This window comes from Pseudomonas sp. DR 5-09, assembly GCF_001655595.1.
GTDB lineage: Bacteria > Pseudomonadota > Gammaproteobacteria > Pseudomonadales > Pseudomonadaceae > Aquipseudomonas > Aquipseudomonas pharyngis.
In genome coordinates this window covers 4,372,210-4,393,457 of the sequence record NZ_CP011566.1, presented here as the reverse complement: position 1 = coordinate 4,393,457, position 21,248 = coordinate 4,372,210, and the positions used below count along the sequence as shown (strand labels likewise).

Here is a 21,248-nt window from a genome sequence, read left to right as displayed (position 1 = left end):
CAAAACACCTAGCTGTCACATACCCAATTTGCTGAAGCGAGGCCATCCGGTCACGAGTCAGTACCCGAATTTCTTGACGACCATAGAGCGTTGGAACCACCTGATCCCATCCCGAACTCAGAAGTGAAACGATGCATCGCCGATGGTAGTGTGGGGTTTCCCCATGTGAGAGTAGGTCATCGTCAAGATTAAATTCCGAAACCCCAATTGCGAAAGCAGTTGGGGTTTTGTTTTGTCCGCAGGAAAGTGCCTGGAGGAAGCTGAAGCTCCAACCGTCACGATCGCAACCATTGGGGAAATCCCTCTGAAATGACCGCCCGGTTTTTGGTATGGTGCAGCTCGTTTTTTAACGGACTGATGTCACGCCCAAGGATCGGCGCTCATTTTTTTGTCAAAGAGTGGCTGCAGAAATGCCCGAACCCATCCCAATCAAAGATCACGAAAAAGAGACGCGGCTGGTCAACAAACGCCTGATCGCCTGTGCCTTGTTCGTCTTCGCCATTAGTTGCGCCTTGGTGGTGCGCCTGTACATCTTGCAAGTCGTCGAGTTCGACTACCACTCGACCATCTCCGAAAACAATCGCGTCCATGTCCTGCCGATCCCGCCGACACGCGGCCTGATCTACGATCGCAACGGCGTGTTGCTGGCCGACAACCGTCCCAGCTACAACCTGACGATCACAAGAGAACGTGCGACGGACGTCAACCGGGAGCTGGATGAAGTCATCAACCTCCTGCACCTGCCCGCCGAAGACCGCGCAGTCTTCGACAAGGCCATGAAGCAGTCGCGTCACCCGTTTACACCAGTGACGCTGTTCTACGAGCTGACCGAAGAACAGATCGCCGTGCTGGCAGTCAACGAGTTCCGCCTGCCGGGTCTGGATGTCGAGCCGCAATTCGTTCGTAACTATCCATTGGGCGCACACTTCGCACACTCGATCGGCTATGTCGGCCGTATCAACGAAAAAGAATCCAAGACTCTCGATTCTGTCGAATACCGTGGCACCCAATCCATCGGCAAGACCGGTATCGAACGCTTCTACGAGCCGCAACTGCACGGCCACGTCGGTTACGAGGAAGTTGAGACCAATGCTCAGGGCCGCGTACTGCGCGTGCTGAAACACACCGATCCGATACCCGGCAAAAACATCGTTCTGAGCCTTGACGTCAAACTCCAGGAAGCCGCCGAAGCCGCACTGGGCGACCGTCGCGGCTCGGTCGTTGCACTGGACCCCTCGACCGGAGAAGTGCTGGCCATGGTCAGCAACCCGAGCTTCGACCCCAATCTGTTCGTGACCGGTATCAGCTCCAAGGAATACTCCGCGCTGCGTGACTCCATTGACCGCCCGCTGTTCAACCGCGTGTTGCGCGGCCTGTACGCGCCCGGTTCGACGATCAAGCCAGAGGTGGCGATTGCCGGGCTCGACGCCGGCGTGGTCACGCCTCAGACCCGCGTCTTCGATCCGGGTTACTACCAACTGCCTGATTTCGATCACAAGTACCGCAACTGGAACCACAGCGGCGACGGCTGGGTGGACATGGACGCCGCGATCATGCGCTCCAACGACACCTACTTCTACGACTTGGCGCACAAGCTCGGCATCGATCGCCTGCACGACTACATGGCGATGTTCGGCCTCGGCGAGAAAGTCTCGCTCGACATGTTCGAGGAGTCACCCGGCCTGATGCCGTCCCAAGCCTGGAAACGTGCAACTCGTCGTCAGGCCTGGTTCCCTGGCGAGACGGTGATTCTCGGTATCGGCCAGGGCTACATGCAAGTCACGCCACTGCAACTGGCCCAGGCCACCGCGTTGATCGCCAACAAGGGCGTCTGGAACCGTCCGCATCTGGCCAAGACCGTCGACGGTGTAGCACCGGTGGACGAACACCCGATGCCGAATATCCTGCTAAAGGATCCCCGTGACTGGGAACAGGTCAATCATGGCATGCAGATGGTGATGCACGATGCCCGAGGCATTGCCCGTGCGGCGGCGGCCGGTGCGCAATATCGCATCGCCGGCAAGAGCGGTACGGCGCAGGTGGTGGCGATCAAGCAGGGCGAGCGCTACAACCGCGAGAAAACCCTCGAACGTCACCGTGACAACGCCTTGTTCGTTGGCTTTGCGCCCGCCGAACATCCGAAGATCGTGATCTCGGTGATGATCGAAAACGGCGAGGCCGGTGGCCGCGTTGCAGGTCCCGTAGTGCGGCAGATCATGGACGCCTGGCTACTCGACCAGGACGGTCACCTCAAGCCGCAATACGCGGCGCCGACCAAAGCGCCGGGCGATCCCCACGTGTAATCCGTCACAGCTTCACAGCACAGGCTCACGCAAGCTGAGCATGTGCTGGAAGCTGTCGAGGAACACCGTTTCCGCCTGAGTCATCTTCTGTTCGCGATTCCACAGCAGCTGGATATCGAAATCGACCACTCCGTCTTTCGGCGGCAAGCGCCATAGCAAGCCCTGTTCGACATCCCGCCGAACCAGGTGAATCGGCAGACAGCCAATCCCGAAGCCTGCGCAGATCAGACGGTAAATCTCTTCGAAACTGGTGGAGGATGCGACGATCTTGCCGGTAAAGCCCTGTTGATCACGAAACAGCGTCAACGGCGAAAGATTGCCGCCGAGCTGATCACTGGTGAAGCTGACAAAGTTTTCTGCCGCGAGTTGCTCCAGCGTCAGATTCTGCTGCCCGAACAGCCGGTGCCGCTGTCCGCAAAAGTACGCATAGCGCTCACGAAACAAAACCCGTTGTTCCAGCCTCGGCTGCGGTAGACGACACAATCCGACACCTACCGTAGCGGTCTTTTGCAGTAATGAACTGATGATGTTCGAGCTGCCCATCACCTCGACTTCCAGCTCGATTTTCGGGTGAGTTTCGTGGAAATCCGCAAGAAACTCGTCGTAATGCCGCGCCTGCACGCCACTGACGGTGAGGATGCGGATCTTGCCGACAACGTCGTCATGGCGGTTCTCGACCACCGTGCCCAAACGGGAAATATCGCCGTAGATATCCGCCGCAATCCGCAGGACTTCTTCCCCGGTTTCCGTCAGATCAAAGCGCCTTCCACTGCGCGCAATCAACACACAATCCAGTTGTTCTTCGAGACGTTTCAACGCCTGGCTGACTGCCGACTGGGTGATGTGCAAGCGGGCAGCGGCACGGCTCATGCTGCCTTCCTGCCCGATCACCAGATACGTGCGGAGCAGGTTCCAGTCCAGCCGGTCATTGAGAAAACGCCGGCCAATCCAAGGATTTGCGGAGGAAGTCATGTAGTAGCCACGCTAATAGTAAAGATAAGTTTTTGAAAATTGACTAATCCTTTCACGGAAGCGATAAAGCCCACAAGCGCCACAGAGCGCGACCGTCAGCCGCCTCGACACCTGCCCAAAACTATAAATACACAGGGTTCTTGCATGCACACCACCGCTCAGCCGCGTCGCGCCGCGGCCGCTGCCTTCATTGGCACGACCATCGAGTTCTACGATTTCTACATCTACGCCACCGCCGCTGCATTGGTACTCGGGCAAGTGTTCTTTCCCAGCAGCGATCCAGTGACCAGCACGCTCGCCGCGTTCGGCAGTTTCGCCGTCGGCTTCATCGCCCGTCCGATGGCCGGCATGGTGTTCGGCCATTTGGGTGATCGCCTCGGCCGCAAGAAAATGTTGCTGGTGACCATGGCACTGATGGGCTTGGCCACGGCGGGTATCGGTATGTTGCCGAGCTACGCCAGCGTCGGCATCTGGGCGCCGATCGGGCTGATCGTATTACGCCTGATTCAGGGCATCTCCGTCGGCGGCGAGTGGGGCGGGGCAGTGTTGATGGCCAGTGAGCACGCCCCGGCCAAGCGTAAAACCTTCTATGCCTCCTTTGCACAACTCGGCAGCCCGGCGGGTTTGCTGCTGGCGTTGATCGCGTTTCGACTGGTGACGTCGCTGTCGCCGGAAGACTTCCTCGCCTGGGGTTGGCGTCTACCGTTTCTTGCCAGCGGCGTGCTGATGATGGTCGGCCTGATGATCCGCTCCGGGGTGCATGAATCGCCGGAATTCGCCAAGGCCAAGGACAACAACGAAACCGCTAAATACCCGGTGAAAGACGTGATCCGTCAGTGCTGGCGGCAGATCCTGTTCGCCGCGGCCGCAGTCACCATCGGTTCGGCCGGGTTCTTCTTCACCAACACCTTCATGATCACCTACGTCACCCAATATCAGGGCATTCCGCGCGCGACCATTCTCGACTGCCTGTTCCTGGTGACGGTCATTCAGTTGCTCTCGCAACCATTGTCGGCGCTGCTCGCCGAGCGCATCGGCGAAGGGCGATTCCTGATGCTGGTGGCGTTGCTGTGCATGGTCACGCCCTATCCGATGTTCCTGCTGGTCGGCACTCAAAACATTCTGTTGATGACCCTCGGCATCGCTGTCGCGGTGGTGATTCTCTCGGCCTTGTACGCGGTGATCGCCGGGTACATGACCCAGGCCTTCCCGGTGCACCTGCGCTACTCGGGGATCTCCATCGCTTACCAGTTGAGCTGTGCGTTGGCCGGCGGTACCACGCCGCTGATCGGCACGCTGTTGGCCAGCAAGTTCTCCGGACAGTGGCTGCCATTGGCGGTGTTCTTCACGCTGCTGTCGGCCCTGTCGCTGATCGGTGTCTGCGGCCTCGCGCGTCTGCGGGCCAACCCGGTCGTCCTTCATACCAGCAAAGAGGTGTATTCGTGAGTAAGCCCGCCCACATTGACCCGATCGAATGGCAAGCCCGCTGCGAGCTCGCGGCGTTGTACCGTTTGATCGCGCACTTTCGCATGACCGACCTGATCGACACCCACATCACCCTACGAATTCCGGGGCCGGAGCATCATTTCCTGATCAACCGCTACGGCGTGATTTTCGACCGCATGCGCGCTTCCGATCTGGTGCGCATCGATCAGGACGGACGCATCGTCGACCCTGAATACGCCGGGCATCGAGTCAACGCTGCCGGCTTCGTGATCCATTCGGCGATCCACATGGCGCGCCCGGATCTGAACTGCGTGATTCACACCCACACCGCCGCCGGCATGGCTGTCGCCGCTCAGAAACAAGGCCTGCTGCCGATCAGTCAACACGCGTTGAAGTTCTACGGAAAACTCGCTTACCACACCTACGAAGGTATCGCTCTGTCGCTGGACGAGCGCGATCGGTTGATCGCCGACCTCGGCCCGCACCGGGCGATGATCCTGCGCAATCACGGCCTGCTGGTCGGCGGTTCGAGCGTGGCCCAGGCATTCCAGGAAATCCACTTTCTGGAGCGCGCCTGCCAGGCTCAAGTGCAAGCGCTGGCCGGCGGTTGCGAGCTGCATTTCCCGTCGCCGGAAGTCTGTGCCCACACCGCCGAACAGTTCGACCGCGATGAGCAGGACAACATCATCGACCTGGCCTGGGAGGCCGCATTGACCCTGATCGAATCCCAGCGCGAGTCCTATCTGTCATGAACACCGTTGCACTGATGTCCCGCGATACGCTGTTGCTCAAACAATTGCAGGAAGCTTTTGCCCGCCGTGCGCCGCAGCTTTCGGCGGTGCTGGCCGACGATCCCCGGGCGGCGAATGCGCAGATCGCGGCGTGCTGGTTTCCGCTGCCGGACAGCCTTGCCGCGTTGCCTAATCTGCAAGTGATTCACTCGGTCGCCGCCGGCATTGATCACCTGGAGCACGATCCGTCGTGCCCGGATTTGCCAGTGTGCAGGGTAGTTGATCCCGGCCATCGCAAAGGCATGACCGAGTATGTGCGCTGGGCGGTGATTCACTTTCATCGCGGCTTCGATCAAGTGCTCGAGCAACAACGCCAACAGCATTGGGAGCGACCGCTGCAACGCCCGGCCCGTGAGTTCCGGATCGGTGTGATGGGACTCGGCTCGCTCGGCAGCGCGATTGCCCAAGACCTGGCCAGTGCCGGTTATGACGTGCGTGGCTGGGCGCGCAGCAAAAAGGATTTACCGGGCGTGCAGACCTTTGCCGGCACCGGTGCCTTCCACCCGTTCCTCGACGGTGTGGAATTGCTGATCAATCTGTTGCCGCTGACTCACGAGACTCGCGGCATCCTCAATCGCCAGACTTTCGAGCACTTGGCAAACGGCGCGGCGCTGGTCAACGTCGGGCGCGGCGGGCATCTGAACATCGACGATCTGCAACAGGCACTGGCCCGTGGAAACCTGCGCGGTGCACTGCTCGATGTCTTCGAACAGGAACCGCTGCTCGCCGATCATCCACTGTGGAAAACCCCGGGCGTGACCATCACTCCGCACATGGCTTCGGCAGCCTCCCACGATTGCATCGCCGAGCAGATCGCCGAGAACTTTCGCCGTTTGAATGCCGGCGAGCCGCTGCTCAACAGCGCGGATCGCCTGCTCGGTTACTGATCCGCCAGGCAGGCCTGCAAGCGTTCGATGAACAGCGTTTCGGCGCGGCTCAAGCGCTGGTCGCGGTTCCACAGCAGATGAATGTCGACATCGGCAATACCCTCGTGGGGCGGCAGGCGCCAGAGCAATCCGGCCTCGACGTCCGCTGCCACCACGTGCTCCGGCAGGCAACCGATACCGAACCCGGCGATCACCAGTCGCCGTACTTCTTCCAGGCTCGGTGATGACGCAACGATGCGTCCGCTGAAGCCCTGTTGATCGCGAAAAATCGTCAGCGGCGAGAGCATGCCGCCAATCTGGTCGCTGGTGAAACTGACGAAATTCTCACGCTGCAAATCGCCTTCGCCGATGTCCTGTCGGCCAAACAGCGCGTGGTGTTTGCCACAGAAGAACGCATAGCGTTGACGCAGAAACAGGCGCTGTTCAAGACGCGGTTGCGGACGGCGATTGAGGCTAAGGCCGAGCGTCGCGGTTTTCTCCTGAAGGGCGCTGACGATGTCCGAACTGCGCATCACATCGACCTCCAGATCCACCCGTGGATACTGCCGATGAAAGTCAGCGAGGAAGTCATCGAAGCGCTCGGAAAAGATCCGGCTGATGATCAGCAGCCGCACCTTGCCGATCACTTCGTCAGCCGGTTGCTCCAGCAGGCTGCTGACCTGGGACATCTGCCCGTAGATCTCGCCGGCCAGTTCGAAGATCTGCTCGCCGACTTCGGTGAGGGCAAAGCGTGGGCCGCGCCGGGCGATTAGCTGGCGACCCAGTTGCTCCTCCAGACGCTTGAGTGCCTGGCTCACCGCCGGCTGCGTCAGGTGCAGACGCGCGGCGGCGCGGCTGATGCTCAGCTCCTGGCCGATCACCCGGAAGGTGCGCAAAAGGTTCCAGTCCAGGCGGTCGTTGAGCAGGCGTTGGACATCGCGTTCGGCCATGGCGGCTCTCGATTATAAGGTGAGGTAATACTCGGAATAATAAATAGAAAATTGACTAATCATAGCCCCGGGACGATAAATCACCCCACGACAGGCGCCGCCAGAGCGCCTTGGATTTACGTTTTCCTCCTGCCAAAAAAACAATCAAAGGAGCCCGACCCCATGAAGCCCCACGCTTCGAACCAGCCGCGCCGTGCGGCGGCCGCAGCCTTCATCGGCACCATGATCGAGTGGTACGACTTTTACATCTACGCCACCGCCGCCGCGCTGGTGTTCGGCGCGCTGTTCTTTCCTTCCGACGATCCGCTGTTCAGCACCATGGCGGCGTTCGGAACCTTCGCCGTAGGCTTCTTTGCCCGGCCATTGGGCGGGATCATCTTCGGCCATATTGGCGACCGCATCGGCCGCAAGAAATCGCTGATCATCACGCTGTTGATGATGGGGGTGGTCACGGTGTGCATCGGTCTGCTGCCGACCTACGCGCAGATCGGCGCGACGGCGCCGGTGCTGCTGATTCTGCTGCGCATCGTCCAAGGCATCGCCGTCGGTGGCGAGTGGGGCGGGGCGGTGTTGATGGCCGGCGAGCATGCGCCGAAGGGCCGGCGCAATTTCTTCGCCTCGTTCGCGCAACTGGGCAGCCCGGCGGGCTTGATCCTGTCACTGCTGGCCTTCAGTGCCGTGACCCGTTTGCCGGAAGCAGACCTGATGAGCTGGGGCTGGCGCCTGCCGTTCCTCGCCAGTGCGCTGTTGCTGCTGGTTGGCCTGGCGATTCGCCTGGGCGTGAACGAGTCACCGGAATTCCTCGCCAGCCGCGAGCAGGCCAGCAAGCAAATCAAGAAAGAGCAGGCGCCGGTGATGGAAGTCCTGCGCACCGCGTGGCGCCCACTGTTGCTGTGCATCGGCGCCAACACGCTGGGTATCGCCGGGGTGTATTTCACCAACACCTTCATGATCGCCTACACCACTCAGCAACTGGCGCTGCCACGTTCGCTGATTCTCGAATGCCTGTTCTTCGTCGCGATCATCCAGTTCTGCATTCAACCGCTGGCGGCGTGGACGGCGGAGAAGATCGGCGCGACGCGTTTCCTGTGTCTGGTGTCGCTGCTGGCGATGGCCTCGCCGTACCCGATGTTCGTGCTCGTGAGTACGGCCCAGGCGCCGCTGATCATCCTCGGCATCGCGCTGGCGGTGGTGTGCATGGCCTCGTTCTATGCGGTGATCGCCGGTTACGTCAGCGGCATGTTCGAGACTCGTGTGCGCTACACCGCGATCTCGCTGGCCTATCAGATCTGCGGCGCGGTGGCTGGTGGTTTGACGCCGCTGATCGGCACCATGCTCGCGCACAAATTCACCGGGCAGTGGTGGCCGATGGCGGTGTTCTACAGCCTGATCGCCGGCATTTCGCTGGTCTGCGTGCTGTCCCTCGCCCGTCGTCACGCCAGTGCCCATCGCGCGGAAATGGCCCGTGCCTAACCCGGAATTTCAGGAGAACCTCATGTTGAAAATCAATGGCGAACGCCTGTGGGCGAGCCTGATGGCCATGGCCGAAATCGGTGCCACAGCCCGAGGCGGCAGCTGCCGCCTGGCGCTGAGCGACGAAGACAAGGCCGGACGCGAACTGTTCGCCCACTGGTGCCGCGAAGCCGGCATGACCCTGAGCGTGGATGCCATCGGCAACCTGTTTGCCCGTCGCGCCGGCACTGACCCGGACGCCGCACCGGTGATGATGGGCAGCCACCTCGACACCCAGCCCGAAGGCGGGCGTTTCGACGGCGTCTACGGCGTACTCGCAGGATTGGAAGTGGTACGTTGCCTCAACGATCTGAACATCCAGACCCGCAAACCGCTGGAAGTGGCGGTATGGACCAACGAAGAAGGCGCACGCTTCACCCCGGCCATGTTCGGCTCGGCGGTGTTCACCGGGATCATGGATCTGAACGCTGCGCTGGCGGTGCGTGATGTCGATGGCATCAGCGTCGCAGAAGCTTTGCAGCGTACCGGTTACGCCGGTGATCGCCCGTTGGGAGGCGCGGTGGACGCGTATTTTGAAGCGCACATCGAACAAGGCCCGATCCTCGAGGACAACGCCAAAAGCATCGGCGTGGTCACGGGCGGTCAGGCGATCCGCTGGCTCGATGTGCGTGTCGAAGGCATGGCCGCTCACGCCGGCACCACGCCGATGCCGCTGCGCAAAGACGCGCTGTACGGGGTGGCGCGGATGATTCAGGCGATTGAAGGCTTGGCCACGGATTTTGCCCCCGAAGGCCTGACCACGGTCGGCGAGTTGAGTATCAACAAGTCCTCGCGCAACACCATTCCGGGGCTGGTGAATTTCACCGTCGATCTGCGTCATCACCGTGACGAAGCGATTGCCGCAATGGAACAACAAGTCCGCGCCCGGTTGCAGGCGATTGCCGATGGCCGAGGCTTGAACCTGACGATCACCCCGCACTGGATCAGCCCGGCCACACCGTTCGACGCCGAGTGCGTGGCGGCGGTGCAAGAAGCGGTAGATGCGCTGGGCTACGCTCAGCAGTCGATTGTCAGCGGCGCCGGGCATGACGCGATTCACCTCGCGCGCTACTGCCCGACGGCGATGGTGTTCATCCCGTGCGTTGGCGGCCTGAGCCACAACGAAGCCGAAGACGTGTTGCCCGAAGACGTGAAGCAGGGCACCGATGTATTGCTCAACGCCGTGCTGGCCCGCGCCGGTCGAATCGAACAGGGAGCCTGAACCATGCGCAGTTTTTTCCACCCCGAACAATTGCTCCACCATCCGCGCAGCTATTACTCGCGGGGGCAGATGCGCACGCCGCAGGAAGTCCCCGAGCGTGCGCAACGTCTGGTGCAGGCCGCCCACGGTTTGGGTTTCAGTGTCGAGCAGCCGATCGATGCCGGCCTCGCACCGTTGCTGGCGGTACACAGTGCGCCGTATCTGACGTTCCTTCAGGAAGCGCATGCACGCTGGAAAGAAATCCCCGAAGACTGGGGCGATGAAGTGATGTCGAACATCTTCGTCCGCGAGCCCAACGCCTTGCGCGGCATCCTCGCCCAGGCGGCGCGCTATCTGGCGGACGGCAGTTGCCCGGTCGGCGAGCAGACCTGGCGTTCCGCCTACTGGTCGGCGCAAAGCGCAGTGGCCGGGGCTCAGGCGCTGATCGACGGCGAGCCGGCAGCCTACGCCTTGTGCCGTCCGCCGGGGCATCACGCTCGGGCCGAGGCGGCGGGTGGTTTCTGCTACGTGAACAACGCGGCGGTGGCGGCGCAGGTGCTGCGTGACAAGTTCGATAAAGTCGCGGTGCTCGACACCGACATGCACCACGGCCAGGGCATCCAGGAAATCTTCTACGATCGCGATGACGTGCTCTATGTCTCGGTGCATGGCGATCCGACCAACTTCTATCCGGGCGTCGCCGGGTTCGCCGACGAACGTGGCAGTGGCGCGGGGGAGGGCTTCAACCTCAATCTGCCGATGGCCCATGGTTCAAGCGAAGCGGATTTCCTTGAGCAACTTGAAGTCGCATTGAACGCGGTACGCGAGTTCGGCGCGGAGGTGCTGGTGTTGTCGTTGGGCTTCGATATCTATGAGCTGGACCCGCAAAGCAAAGTCGCCGTGACCCGTGAAGGTTTTGCAGCACTGGGCGAGCGAATCCGCAGCCTGGGCCTGCCATGCCTGATCGTGCAGGAAGGCGGTTATCACCTGGAAAGTCTCGAAGACAATGCCCGGGCGTTTTTCGTGAATACCGAGGTGTGGCAGCGCTGAGGCAATCCGCCTGCCGGAACACAAGCGCCCTACGGTGCTTGCCATCGCCCTGACGTTAACGTAAACATTGGCGTCAGGGCGCTGATGTAAAAAAGCGCAAAGCGGACCGCTCCGGAGCGCTTGATGACTCTTATAAAAACAACCGATCCCAAGTCTCACCACGAAGCCCGGCTGGCCCGGGAAAAACTCCATCTCGAAGGGCAGGTCCCGGATGGCGTGTTGCGTGCGGAGATCGATGCTTCGTGGCGGCGCAGCCTGAGCCACGGCGTGCATTTCAATGGCAAACATGAGCTGGCGCTGGAGTCGAGCGCGAGTCTCGATGTGTTGCTGGCGAGCAATCGCCTGCTGATCGATGCGGCGATACCGGCCATCGATTACCTGGCCGAACGTCAGGGCAAGGAAGGCCTGATCATCCTCGCCAATTCCGACGCCACCATTCTTGCGGTCGAGGGACGTGCCGACCGGCTCAAGGGCAGCGGCCTGCAGGACATCACCCTCGGCGCTTGCTGGAGCGAAGCCGCTCGCGGTACCAACGCCCTCGGCACGGCGCTGGTCGAAGCGCGGCCCACCCTGATCGATTGCGGCGAACACTACCTCGACCGCCTCACCGACTTCTCCTGCACCTCAGTGCCGATCCATTGCCCCCAAGGCGAAATTCTCGGCGTCCTCGACCTGACCCGCGAAGGCCCTCTTGGCCGCGTCCATGACAGCACCGCGCTGCTGAGCATGGCGGTCAGCCAGATCGAGAGCCGGGTGTTCAACAACAGTTTTCCCGATCAGATCGTCCTCGCCTTCCATAGTCGCCGGCAGTATCTGGAGTCGCCATGGCAAGGGCTGCTAGCGGTGAGTCTTGGCGGGCAGATTCTCGCGGTAAGCGCTCAAGCGTGTCAGTTGCTGCGGGCCGAACGTTCGGCGCTGGTCGGACGGCGTTGCGAAGAGTTCCTCGGCGTCGATGGCGTGCAATTGCTGACCCGTCTGCAACAGGGCGGCGTCGGCAGTGTGCAGACCGCCAAGGGCGAGTTTTTCTACAAAACCCTGCGAGCCCCGGCGCGTTCGGTGAACCTCGGCGGCCCGCCGCGCAGCGTGGCGAAAACCGCCAAGGCGCAACCGGATCTGGAAGCCCTGGCCGGCAACAACACCCGCTACGCCCGCGCCTTGCGCATGGCCCGCCAAGGTCTGGCCAATGAGTTGCCGGTGCTGTTGCTCGGCGAAACCGGCACCGGTAAAGAAGTGATCGCCCGCGCCCTGCACCTGGCCGGCAGCCGCAGCGACAAACCCTTTGTGGCCGTGAACTGCGCGGCGATCCCTGAAGGCCTGATCGAGTCGGAACTGTTCGGCTACCGCGAAGGCGCGTTCACCGGATCGCGCCGTGGTGGCATGATCGGGCGCCTGCAACAGGCCCATGGCGGCACGTTGTTCCTCGATGAAATCGGCGATATGCCGCTGGCCTTGCAGGCGCGTTTGCTGCGCGTTCTGCAGGACCGAAAAGTCGCGCCGCTGGGGGCCGGGGAAGAACAGGACATCGACGTCGCACTGATCTGCGCCACCCACCGCGACCTCAAGCGTCAGGTCGAGGACAAGCAATTTCGCGAGGATCTGTTTTACCGGGTCAATGGCATCAGCGTGATGCTCCCGGCCCTGCGCGAGCGCGATGATTTCAGCGCGCTGGTCACTCAGCTGCTGGGCAAACTCGACGCACCGAACGCCGTGCTGCACGACGACCTCAATCGCCTGCTCGGTGCTTATCACTGGCCGGGCAACATCCGCCAACTGGAAATGGTCTTGCGCACTGCGCTGGCGATGCGCGAGCCGGGGGAAACCGTGCTGACCCTCGATCACCTGCCCGACAGCATGCTCGACGAACTCTCCGCCACCGAGAAACCCCAGACCGGCAGCATTCGCGAGAACGAGCTGGAGATGATCCGCCAGTCCCTCGACACCCATCAGGGCAATGTCTCGGCCGCCGCCGACGCGCTCGGCATCAGCCGCGCGACCCTGTACCGCAAACTCAAACAGTTGCGCTCGTGATGCAGCGCCTGTTCGTGCGGCTGATCGACAGCCAGAACCCCGCCGCGCTGCAAGCGGCGTTGCGTTGGCTGTACGGTTTCGTGCGGCCGCAGCGTTTGGCGATTGCCGGCCTGCTCGGTCTTTCGGTGTGCGCGTCGCTGCTGGTGCTGGTGCAGCCGTGGCTCGTCAAGCTGTTGATCGACGATGGCTTGCTGGCGCGCAATTTCCCGATGCTGGTAATGATTGCGGTGCTGATGATCATCGCGGGACTGCTCGGCACGGCGTTGTCGGGGATCAACCGTTATCTGCACACGCGGCTGTCAGGACGGATTCTGTTTGCCCTGCGTGATGACCTTTACCGGCATTTGCAGAAACTGTCGCCGAGCTTCTACGGGCAGCGGCGGATCGGCGATCTGATGTCGCGGCTCGACGGCGATGTGGCGGAGATTCAGCGCTTTGCCGTGGACTCGTTGTTCTCGGCGGTGTCGAGTGTGATCGGCCTGGTGGTCGCGATCGCGATGCTGTTTACGCTGTCGTGGAAACTGTCATTGCTGGCGCTGGTGCTGATCCCGCTCGACGTGCTCTGGCTGCGCTGGATGCGGCGCAAGGTCGAGCGCGATGTGCGGCAGTTGCGCGAGCGTTCGGCGGACATGTCGTCGTTCATGGTCGAGACCCTGCCGGTGATGAAGTTCATCCAGTCCGCCGGCCAGCAGCAGCGTGAAGCGCGGCGTCTGGAAAGCCTCGGGCAAGGCTACATGAACCAGTTGCTGCGCCTGCAGGTCACCGAGTTTTTCACCCAGGCCGTGCCTGGCACGCTGACCTCGCTGTCCCGCGCCTGTGCGTTTTTGATCGGCGGTTATTGGGTGGTGCAGGGCACCTGGCAACTCGGTGCACTGATCGCGTTTTCCACCTACTTGGGGATGGCGGTCGGGCCGGTGCAGAGCCTGTTAGGGTTGTACGTGGCGATCCAGCGCATGACCGTCAGCCTCGGTCGGGTCATGGAGTTGCGCGGCGAAGAACCCACGGTGTTTTCACCGGTCACGCCGAAACTGTTTCCGACCTCGGGCGAGCTGCGTTTCGACGCGGTGCACTTCAGCCACCCGGGCCGAGCGAGTACGTTGAGCGGGATCGAGGCGACGATTCCCTACGGCTTGAAAGTCGCCTTGAGCGGCGGCTCCGGCGTTGGCAAATCGACGCTGATCGACCTGCTGCAACGGCATCACGATCCGCAGGCCGGGCGGGTGTTGCTCGGCGAAGTGGACTTGCGTGAACTGGAACTGTTCGAACTGCGCCGACGCATCGCCGTGGTCAGTCAGGACATCGTGCTGTTTCGCGGCAGCCTCGCCGACAACCTGGCTTACGCAGTGCCGGACGCCAGCCGCGAAGCCATCGCCGAAGTCGCACGGTTGGCGCAACTCGACAGCCTGATCGCGTCGTTACCCGAAGGCCTCGACAGCCCATTGGGCGAGCGCGGTCAGCAGTTGTCCGGCGGACAGAAACAGCGGATCGCGATTGCCCGGGCGCTGTTGCAGGATCCGCTGATTCTGGTGCTCGACGAGGCTACATCGGCCGTCGACGAAACTACCGAGCGCGAGGTGATCGAAGCCATCGACCGGTTGTTTGCCGGGCGCACGCGGATCCTCATAAGCCATCGTCCGTCGACCCTGGCCGATGCCGATCTGCGCTTTGAATTGCTCGACGGTGTGCTCATTTCGAAAACGGTGCTGCATGAAGCCTGAGTTGCGGATTGGTGTGGTCGACAGTGGGCACTCGGCGGCGCAACGGGTGCAGGTGATTGCCGGGCGGCGATTCTCTTTGCTGGAGGATGGCCTGGCCGAATCGGAGTTGCGCGATGATCCCCTCGGGCATGGCAGCGCGGTGATCGAGGCGATAAGTCGTCGGGCACCGGCCGCACAGATTTGCGTGGCCCAAGTGTTCGATCAGCGCGGCGTTACCAGCGCCTTGCAGATCGCCTCGGCCATCGACTGGCTGGTGGCGCAGGACGTGCGGCTGATCAATCTGAGCCTCGGCCTGCGCCAGGATCGCAGCCTGTTGCGCGAGGCCTGCGCGGCGGCGGTGGCCCATGGAGTGTTGCTGTGTGCATCGAGCCCGGCGCAGGGCGCGGCGGTGTTTCCAGCGAGTTATTCGCAGGTGTTGCGGGTGACCGGCGATGCGCGTTGTACCGATGAGCAATGGTCATGGCTCGACAGTGCGCAGGCGGATTTTGCCGCGTGTGTTCGCGGCACTTATCCGGGGCAGTCCGGGGCCAGTCTGGGGTGTGCCGCGTTGAGCGGGCATATTGCCGGCTATCTGCTGGAGCATCCGCAGGCGAGCAATGTCGAAGTTATTGACTGGCTGAAACAGCACGCTAGTTATCGCGGCCCTGAACGGCGTTTCGATCCGTGACTTCGATCCTGATTCTCGGTGCCGGACCGGCCGGCGCGGCAGTGGCGCTGGGATTACGGCGGTTGGGTTACTCCGTGACGCTGGTCAGCGAATGGCGGCGGTTTGCGGCGCTTGAAGGCGTGTCGCAACGGGTGCTTGAGGCGTTGCGTGGGGCCGGGTTGAATCATGCTTTGTCGAATGCCACGTCGCCGTCCCAAAGGCAGGTTTCATGGAACGGCCAGCAGCATGCGCAGAACATCGAGTTTCTGCTGGATCGTCCGACTTTTGATCGTGGCTTGCGTGAAGACTTGCGGGTGGCCGGGGTCGAGGTGATTGAAGGGCGAGTCCTGAATGTTCATTCCTCGGTTGTGGGGCATCGGGTTGAACTCGATGGCGGCCAGACGCTAACGGCGGATTTTCTGGTGGAAGCACGTGGGCGACAGGCGCCGGCGTCCGGTAAAGGTCTGCGCGGGCCGGAGACGGTCAGCCTGCTCAATCGCTGGCAAGGCGCGCCGGGTGTGACTGCCAGCGCCGTGGAAAGCCTTGAAGACGGCTGGGCGTGGATGGCCCGACGGGACGATGGCCAGTGTTATTGGCAGTGGACGGTGGATGTGGCCAGCGCCCAATTACCGGGCAAGGCGCAGTTGCTCGACTACTGTCGCGCGCGGCGTAAGGCCTCGGATTTTGCTCAAGCCTTCTTTGCCACCGGGCAGGAATTGGAGTTGCAACTGCACGCTCGCAGCAGCACCGCGATTCTTGCGCCCCAGGTCTGCGGTGATAACTGGATTCGTGTCGGCGATGCCGCGATGGCAGTGGACCCGCTGTCGGGTAACGGGATTTTTCAGTCGCTGTCCTCGGCGTTGCAGGCGCCGGTGGTGATCAACACGCTGTTGCGCAAACCGGAACGAGCGGCGCTAGCCCAGCGTTTTCACCGTCAGCGTGTGGAGCAACTATTCCTGCGTTTTGCGCGGATCGGCCGGGACTTTTATGCCGATGAACAGCGTTGGCTCGATCAGCCGTTCTGGCAGGCGCGGCGGCAGTGGCCAGATGCTGAAGTGGCTCATGCGCAAGCGGACTTTGCCGCGTTGCGCATCGAGCGGATGCCGGTGTTGCGTGACGGGTTTGTCGATGAAGCCGAGGTGGTGATAACGGCGGATCAGCCGCTGGGGATCTGGCATGTGCAAGGTGTCGAGCTGGCTTCGCTGGTGCAGCGGTTGCGCGATGAGCCGGCGGATCAGGTGTTGGCGGGGTTGAGTGAAGAGCAGGGACGTGTGATCAGGGGGTGGTTGTTGAGTCAGGGATTTCGGCCCTCACCCTAACCCTCTCCCAGTGGGAGAGGGGACTGATTGGGGGATATTGAAGAATGACACCGACGTGAGGGAGTTCTACCGAATCCACAATCGACTGGATCTGTCAGGTCGATGTACAGCGTCAGACACCTCGGTTTGCTCCCTCTCCCCCCGGGAGAGGGCTGGGGTGAGGGTCGGCTTTTGATCTTGATCTCCTACAATTTGATCAACACCGACTTCAACTCGGTGTAATGCTCGATCGCCGCATACCCCATCTCGCGCCCGACCCCGGACATCTTGTAGCCGCCAAACGGCAACGCCGGATCCAGCGCGCTATGGCAGTTGACCCACACCGATCCCGACTTGATCCGCGGGATCATCCGGTGCACCGCCGTCAGATCGTTCGACCAGATGCTGGCGCCCAAACCGTAAGGGCTGTCATTGGCCATGCGCAGCGCATCGGCCTCGTCATCGAACGGAATCGCCACCAGCACCGGACCGAAGATCTCTTCCTGCACCAGCGAATGCCGCTGATCGACATCGATAATCACCGTCGGCTTGACGAAGAACCCCGGCCCGAACTGCTCACCGCCGCAGGCGATGGTCGCGCCGCTTTCCCGGCCCATTTCGATGTAGTTGTAGACCCGCTCCTGCTGGCGCGCGGAAATCAGCGGGCCCATATCGATGCTCGGGTCGAGGCCGTTGCCGAGTTTCATCGCATTGGCGATGTCGCTGATATCGGCCACCACATTGTCGAAATGCTTGCGCTGCACATACAGACGCGAACCGGCGCAGCAGACCTGGCCCTGGTTGAAGAAAATTGCACTGGCCGCACCCGCCGCGGCGGTTTTCAGGTCGGCGTCGGCCATGACGATGGTCGGGGATTTGCCGCCCAGTTCCAGGGTGACCCGGGTCATGGAGTCCATGGCGATCTTGCCGATTTGCTTGCCGACGGCAGTGGAGCCGGTAAAGGTCAGCTTGTCGACCAGCGGATTGTGGGTCAGGGCGGATCCGGCGGTGATGCCGGTGCCGGTGACGACGTTGAACACGCCTTCCGGGTAACCCGCCTCCAGCACCAGTTCCGCCAGTTTCAGCGCGGTCAGCGGGGTTTCGTCGGCGGGTTTGAGCACCACGGTGCAACCGGTAGCCAGTGCCGGACCGAGTTTCCAGCAGGCCAGCAGCAACGGGAAGTTCCAGGCAACGATGGCGCCGACCACGCCCACCGCCTCGCGCCGGATGAAGCTGTGGAACTGATCGCCGGGCATCAGCGGCAACGAAACGTCGACGCTGGAACCTTCGATCTTGGTCGCCCAACCGGCCATGTAACGCAGGAAGTCGATGGCCAGTTGCACGTCCATCACCTGCGCCACCGCCGCGCTCTTGCCGTTGTTCAGGCATTCCAGTTGCGCCAGCAGTTCGGCGTCGCGCTGCATCAGGTCAGCGAGTTTCCACAGCAGGTTCTGCCGCTCGCGCGGGCGGGTGCGGCTCCAGGCCGAATCATCGAAGGCTTGCCGGGCGGCGAGCACCGCGCGATCGACATCTTCCGGGGTGGCTCGAGGCACCACACACAGTACTTCGCCGGTGGCCGGGTTGTGCAGCGGCATGGTCTGGCCGTCGGCGGCTTCGACCCAGTCGCCGCCGATCAGCATGCGTGGCGGGCGCTGGATAAAGGCCGAAGTGGCAGGGAGCAGATAAGGCAGGGGCATGGCGAAACCTCTTGTTGTTCGATGGGATCGAGAGGGGCTTTCGCAATGGTTGTGCCAAATGCTCGAAGGAGGCGCACAGCCCGGTTACACGGGCTGAGGGAGGAAGAGTTTGAGTGGCAATGAGGGTGAATTTGTCTCAAAACGCGACACCCGTTGAGATGCAGGATACGCGTCCTACAAAGCCAATCCAGCTGTCACGGGGCCTTGGCGAAATCGGGCCGTTTCAGGTGTAGGAAAAGCCGCGCGTCTGACAGTTTTTACCGACTGGTGGAGGCATGAAGTACGAGCTAAGTTGCTTGGTGTATAGGGTTTTCCTGCCATGGATTTGGCGGGTCAGTGTCTTCACAGGGATGTCGATGAACAACTTAACCATTCGATGGCTAACCAATTTTACGATGGGCGTTGGGACTGGATTTCTGGTGACAGGGATTGCGGCGCTATTGATCGGCGACTTGACCGATGTCGATACGATTCGGGCAGGTGCGTGGATGGCTTCAACCAGTTTTTTCGTAATCGTTACCTCATTCGGTGTTGCCATGATGGAGGGAAAATGATGGCGGCTTTAATTGTGGGGCTGTGGTGTATGGGTGTCAGTTTGCTGCTTGCGTATGGGTATCACCGGGATCGTCGAATTCAAGCGGCCCAGCGTGATTCCGCGGCATTGGCAGCCAAGGCCGGCGCCCACTGTGAATGCTCGATGGTTTGCAACCATTGTGGGCGTTACAAGGTTCACCCGGACAACTCTGTTCGCTAGGCGCGGGTAAACAACCAATACGAGAGCCCCGTCATTGGCGGGGCTTGTTTTCGTGTGGGTTCGGCAGGCGTCACTCTTCTGGAGGTTTTTCATGGGGGATGCTGCCAGCTCCGGGTCATCTGTCGCGCGACGCAATGTCGCTGACGCCGCAACAACTATGCTTGTCTCAGACTGCAACAGCTGTCGCGAAATTGGACGCCGGCAAGCACCGCCGGCACCGCCACTTTGCCTTGATCTTCACGTAACTGCTTGATTGAAAAGCTTATCGGCAAGCTGGCACGCTCCGTGTATTGCTCACAGCAGACGTTTCGCTTGCCTCCGTTCGTGAATCGCCACGAACGGCAGAAACCATAAAAACGATAAGCCACAACAATAAGAAAGCACCGTGCGAGGTTCGACGTTGATGAAGAGAAAACTCCGATCAGGCATGAGCGCCAGCCTGCTGGCCGTGGCCGCTTGTGTGGCCCTGCATTCGCCGTACAGCCTGGCAGCCCGCGATGCCCAGACCATCCTCAAGGAAACCTGCCAGGGCTGTCACACCCCTGAAGCCGGCGACCAGTTGAGCCGCATCAGCCACCAGCGCAAGACCCCGGAAGGCTGGCTGATGAGCATCGCCCGGATGCAGACCATGCACGGTTTGCAGATCAGCGATGACGACCGTCGCACGCTGGTCAAATACCTCGCCGACACCCAGGGCCTGGCGCCCAGCGAAACCGATGGCGTGCGTTACGCGCTGGAACGGCGGTTGAACACCGTCGAGCAGTTCGACGAGAAAACCGCGCAGATGTGCGGACGCTGCCACTCCGGTGCGCGGATCGCCCTGCAACGGCGTCCGGCTCAGGAATGGGAACGACTGGTGAATTTCCACCTCGGTCAATGGCCGTCGCTGGAATATCAGGCCATGTCCCGCGATCGTGACTGGTTCGATATCGCCCGCAAGGAAATGGTCCCGCTGCTGGCCAAGCGTTATCCGCTGGATAACCCGGCATGGCAGTCCTGGATCAAAACCGCACCGAAAGCCGAGGCGCTGGTGGGCGACTGGAGCTTCAGCGGCCATTTGCCAGGCAAGGGTGAACTGGCCGGCACCATGAGCGTCACCACCGATGGCAGTGACACCTTCAAGGTCGCCGTCAAAGGTCAGTACGCCGACGGCAGCCCGTTCAACGGCGATGGCAGTGCGATCCTCTACAGCGGCTACGAATGGCGCGGCAACGTGACCGTCGATGGCGTGACTATGCGTCAGGTTTTCGCCGCACAAGGCAACGCCATGCAGGGCCGGATGTTCGAGGCCGAGCACGATGAGCGCGGTTTGGACTTTGTCGCCGCCAAACAGGGTTCGCAGCGTTTGCTGGCGGTGCAGCCAGGTTATATGAAGGCAGGCAGCGAAACCGAAGTGACCCTGATCGGCAGCGGTCTGAGCGGCAAACCGAACTTCGGCAAAGGCGTGGACGTGGTCGAAGTGGTCGAGCAGAACGCCGACCGGATCAAGGTCAAAGTCAAAGCGGCAGCCAATGCCCAGCCGGGTCTGCGCGCGGTCAGCGTCGGCAGCCTGAAAGGCCCGAGTCTGTCGGTGTACAGCAAGATCGCCTCGGTCAAAGTGGTGCCGGAATTCTCGGTGGCGCGGATCGGCGAGGGCGGCGGTTCGACGCCGAAAGTCCAGGGCCGCTTCGATGCCGAAGCCTGGGGCAAGGGTGCCGACGGCAAGCCGTATCGCATCGGCGTGTTCCCGGCGCAATGGAAAGTCGAAGCCTTCGACGAGCGCGCCAGAGAGGACGAGGACGTCAAGTTCGCCGGTACCATGCAGACCGACGCGGGCGTGTTCACCCCGGGCGATGCCGGGCCGAATCCGGCACGCAAGATGTCCACCAACAATGCCGGCAACCTCAAGGTGATCGCCGCCGTCGACGACGCAGGGAAATCCCTGACCGGCGAAGGCCACCTGATCGTCACCGTACAACGCTGGAACAATCCACCCATTCCATGAGTTGAACTGATCGCAGCGATTCAGACACTTTT

At 61.6% G+C, this 21,248-nt stretch carries 16 protein-coding genes and 1 rRNA gene; 14 read left to right on the top strand and 3 right to left on the bottom strand.

Going from position 1 to position 21,248, the window contains the following annotated elements:
- Positions 1–72: 72 nt before the first annotated feature.
- Together rrf and mrdA are read left to right on the top strand one after the other, a co-directional pair.
- Positions 73–188: ribosomal RNA gene (gene rrf / locus PDR5_RS19630) — 5S ribosomal RNA — on the top strand.
- Positions 189–410: 222 nt separating this feature from the next.
- Positions 411–2,303 (top strand): penicillin-binding protein 2, encoded by a 1,893-nt coding sequence (gene mrdA / locus PDR5_RS19625; RefSeq protein WP_064598181.1) that lies wholly within the window; start codon positions 411–413, stop codon positions 2,301–2,303.
- A gap of 12 nt (positions 2,304–2,315) precedes the next feature.
- On the opposite strand, the gene PDR5_RS19620 is transcribed toward mrdA, so the two are convergent.
- Complete coding sequence (locus tag PDR5_RS19620; RefSeq protein WP_039772832.1) at positions 2,316–3,275, bottom strand: LysR family transcriptional regulator; 960 nt, start codon at positions 3,273–3,275, stop codon at positions 2,316–2,318.
- Positions 3,276–3,419: 144 nt separating this feature from the next.
- Between PDR5_RS19620 and PDR5_RS19615 the strand changes: the two genes are divergently transcribed.
- The 3 genes from PDR5_RS19615 to PDR5_RS19605 are packed head-to-tail and all read left to right on the top strand — an operon-like array spanning position 3,420 to position 6,399.
- The gene (locus tag PDR5_RS19615; protein ID WP_064598179.1) at positions 3,420–4,721 is read left to right on the top strand and encodes an MFS transporter; all 1,302 of its coding nucleotides are present in this window, start codon (positions 3,420–3,422) and stop codon (positions 4,719–4,721) included.
- A complete protein-coding gene (locus PDR5_RS19610; protein WP_064598177.1) occupies positions 4,718–5,473 on the top strand; it encodes a class II aldolase/adducin family protein in 756 nt (251 codons plus the stop codon). The genes PDR5_RS19615 and PDR5_RS19610 overlap by 4 nt, the downstream gene beginning before the upstream one ends.
- Positions 5,470–6,399, top strand: coding sequence for a 2-hydroxyacid dehydrogenase (locus tag PDR5_RS19605; protein WP_064598175.1), 930 nt, complete (start codon positions 5,470–5,472; stop codon positions 6,397–6,399). Before PDR5_RS19610 ends, PDR5_RS19605 begins: the two co-directional genes overlap by 4 nt.
- Here PDR5_RS19605 and PDR5_RS19600 read toward each other — a convergent pair.
- Entirely contained in the window at positions 6,393–7,328 is a 936-nt protein-coding gene (locus PDR5_RS19600) for a LysR family transcriptional regulator (protein WP_064598173.1), read from the bottom strand. The genes PDR5_RS19605 and PDR5_RS19600 overlap by 7 nt on opposite strands.
- Positions 7,329–7,490: 162 nt before the next feature.
- Here PDR5_RS19600 and PDR5_RS19595 point away from each other — a divergent pair, with 162 nt between their 5' ends.
- The 7 genes from PDR5_RS19595 (at position 7,491) to qhpG (ending at position 16,802) form a co-directional block, all read left to right on the top strand.
- Complete coding sequence (locus PDR5_RS19595) at positions 7,491–8,801, top strand: MFS transporter (RefSeq protein ID WP_064598171.1); 1,311 nt, start codon at positions 7,491–7,493, stop codon at positions 8,799–8,801.
- A gap of 22 nt (positions 8,802–8,823) precedes the next feature.
- Positions 8,824–10,062, top strand: coding sequence for a Zn-dependent hydrolase (locus PDR5_RS19590; RefSeq protein WP_064598169.1), 1,239 nt, complete (start codon positions 8,824–8,826; stop codon positions 10,060–10,062).
- Between the two features lie 3 nt (positions 10,063–10,065).
- A complete protein-coding gene (locus PDR5_RS19585) occupies positions 10,066–11,091 on the top strand; it encodes a histone deacetylase family protein (RefSeq protein WP_064598166.1) in 1,026 nt (341 codons plus the stop codon).
- 123 nt (positions 11,092–11,214) lie between these two features.
- Entirely contained in the window at positions 11,215–13,119 is a 1,905-nt protein-coding gene (locus tag PDR5_RS19580) for a sigma-54-dependent Fis family transcriptional regulator (protein ID WP_064598164.1), read from the top strand.
- Entirely contained in the window at positions 13,119–14,837 is a 1,719-nt protein-coding gene (locus PDR5_RS19575) for an ABC transporter ATP-binding protein (RefSeq protein WP_064598162.1), read from the top strand. Before PDR5_RS19580 ends, PDR5_RS19575 begins: the two co-directional genes overlap by 1 nt.
- A complete protein-coding gene (gene qhpE, locus PDR5_RS19570) occupies positions 14,827–15,504 on the top strand; it encodes a subtilisin-like serine protease QhpE (protein ID WP_064598160.1) in 678 nt (225 codons plus the stop codon). Before PDR5_RS19575 ends, qhpE begins: the two co-directional genes overlap by 11 nt.
- Positions 15,501–16,802: a flavin-dependent monooxygenase QhpG gene (qhpG, locus tag PDR5_RS19565; protein WP_064598158.1), complete on the top strand. Its 1,302-nt coding sequence runs from the start codon at positions 15,501–15,503 to the stop codon at positions 16,800–16,802. The genes qhpE and qhpG overlap by 4 nt, the downstream gene beginning before the upstream one ends.
- A gap of 185 nt (positions 16,803–16,987) precedes the next feature.
- Here qhpG and PDR5_RS19560 read toward each other — a convergent pair whose 3' ends face one another.
- On the bottom strand, positions 16,988–18,478 hold the full coding sequence (locus PDR5_RS19560) for an aldehyde dehydrogenase family protein (RefSeq protein ID WP_064598156.1): 1,491 nt from the start codon (positions 18,476–18,478) through the stop codon (positions 16,988–16,990).
- A 356-nt stretch (positions 18,479–18,834) separates the two neighbouring features.
- On the opposite strand from PDR5_RS19560, the gene PDR5_RS19555 reads away from it, so the two are divergent.
- Together PDR5_RS19555 and peaA are read left to right on the top strand one after the other, a co-directional pair.
- On the top strand, positions 18,835–19,032 hold the full coding sequence (locus tag PDR5_RS19555) for a hypothetical protein (protein ID WP_007953098.1): 198 nt from the start codon (positions 18,835–18,837) through the stop codon (positions 19,030–19,032).
- Between the two features lie 603 nt (positions 19,033–19,635).
- Positions 19,636–21,216, top strand: a complete 1,581-nt coding sequence (peaA, locus tag PDR5_RS19550) for a quinohemoprotein amine dehydrogenase subunit alpha (protein WP_064598153.1) — start codon at positions 19,636–19,638, stop codon at positions 21,214–21,216.
- The last annotated feature ends 32 nt before the right edge of the window (positions 21,217–21,248 follow it).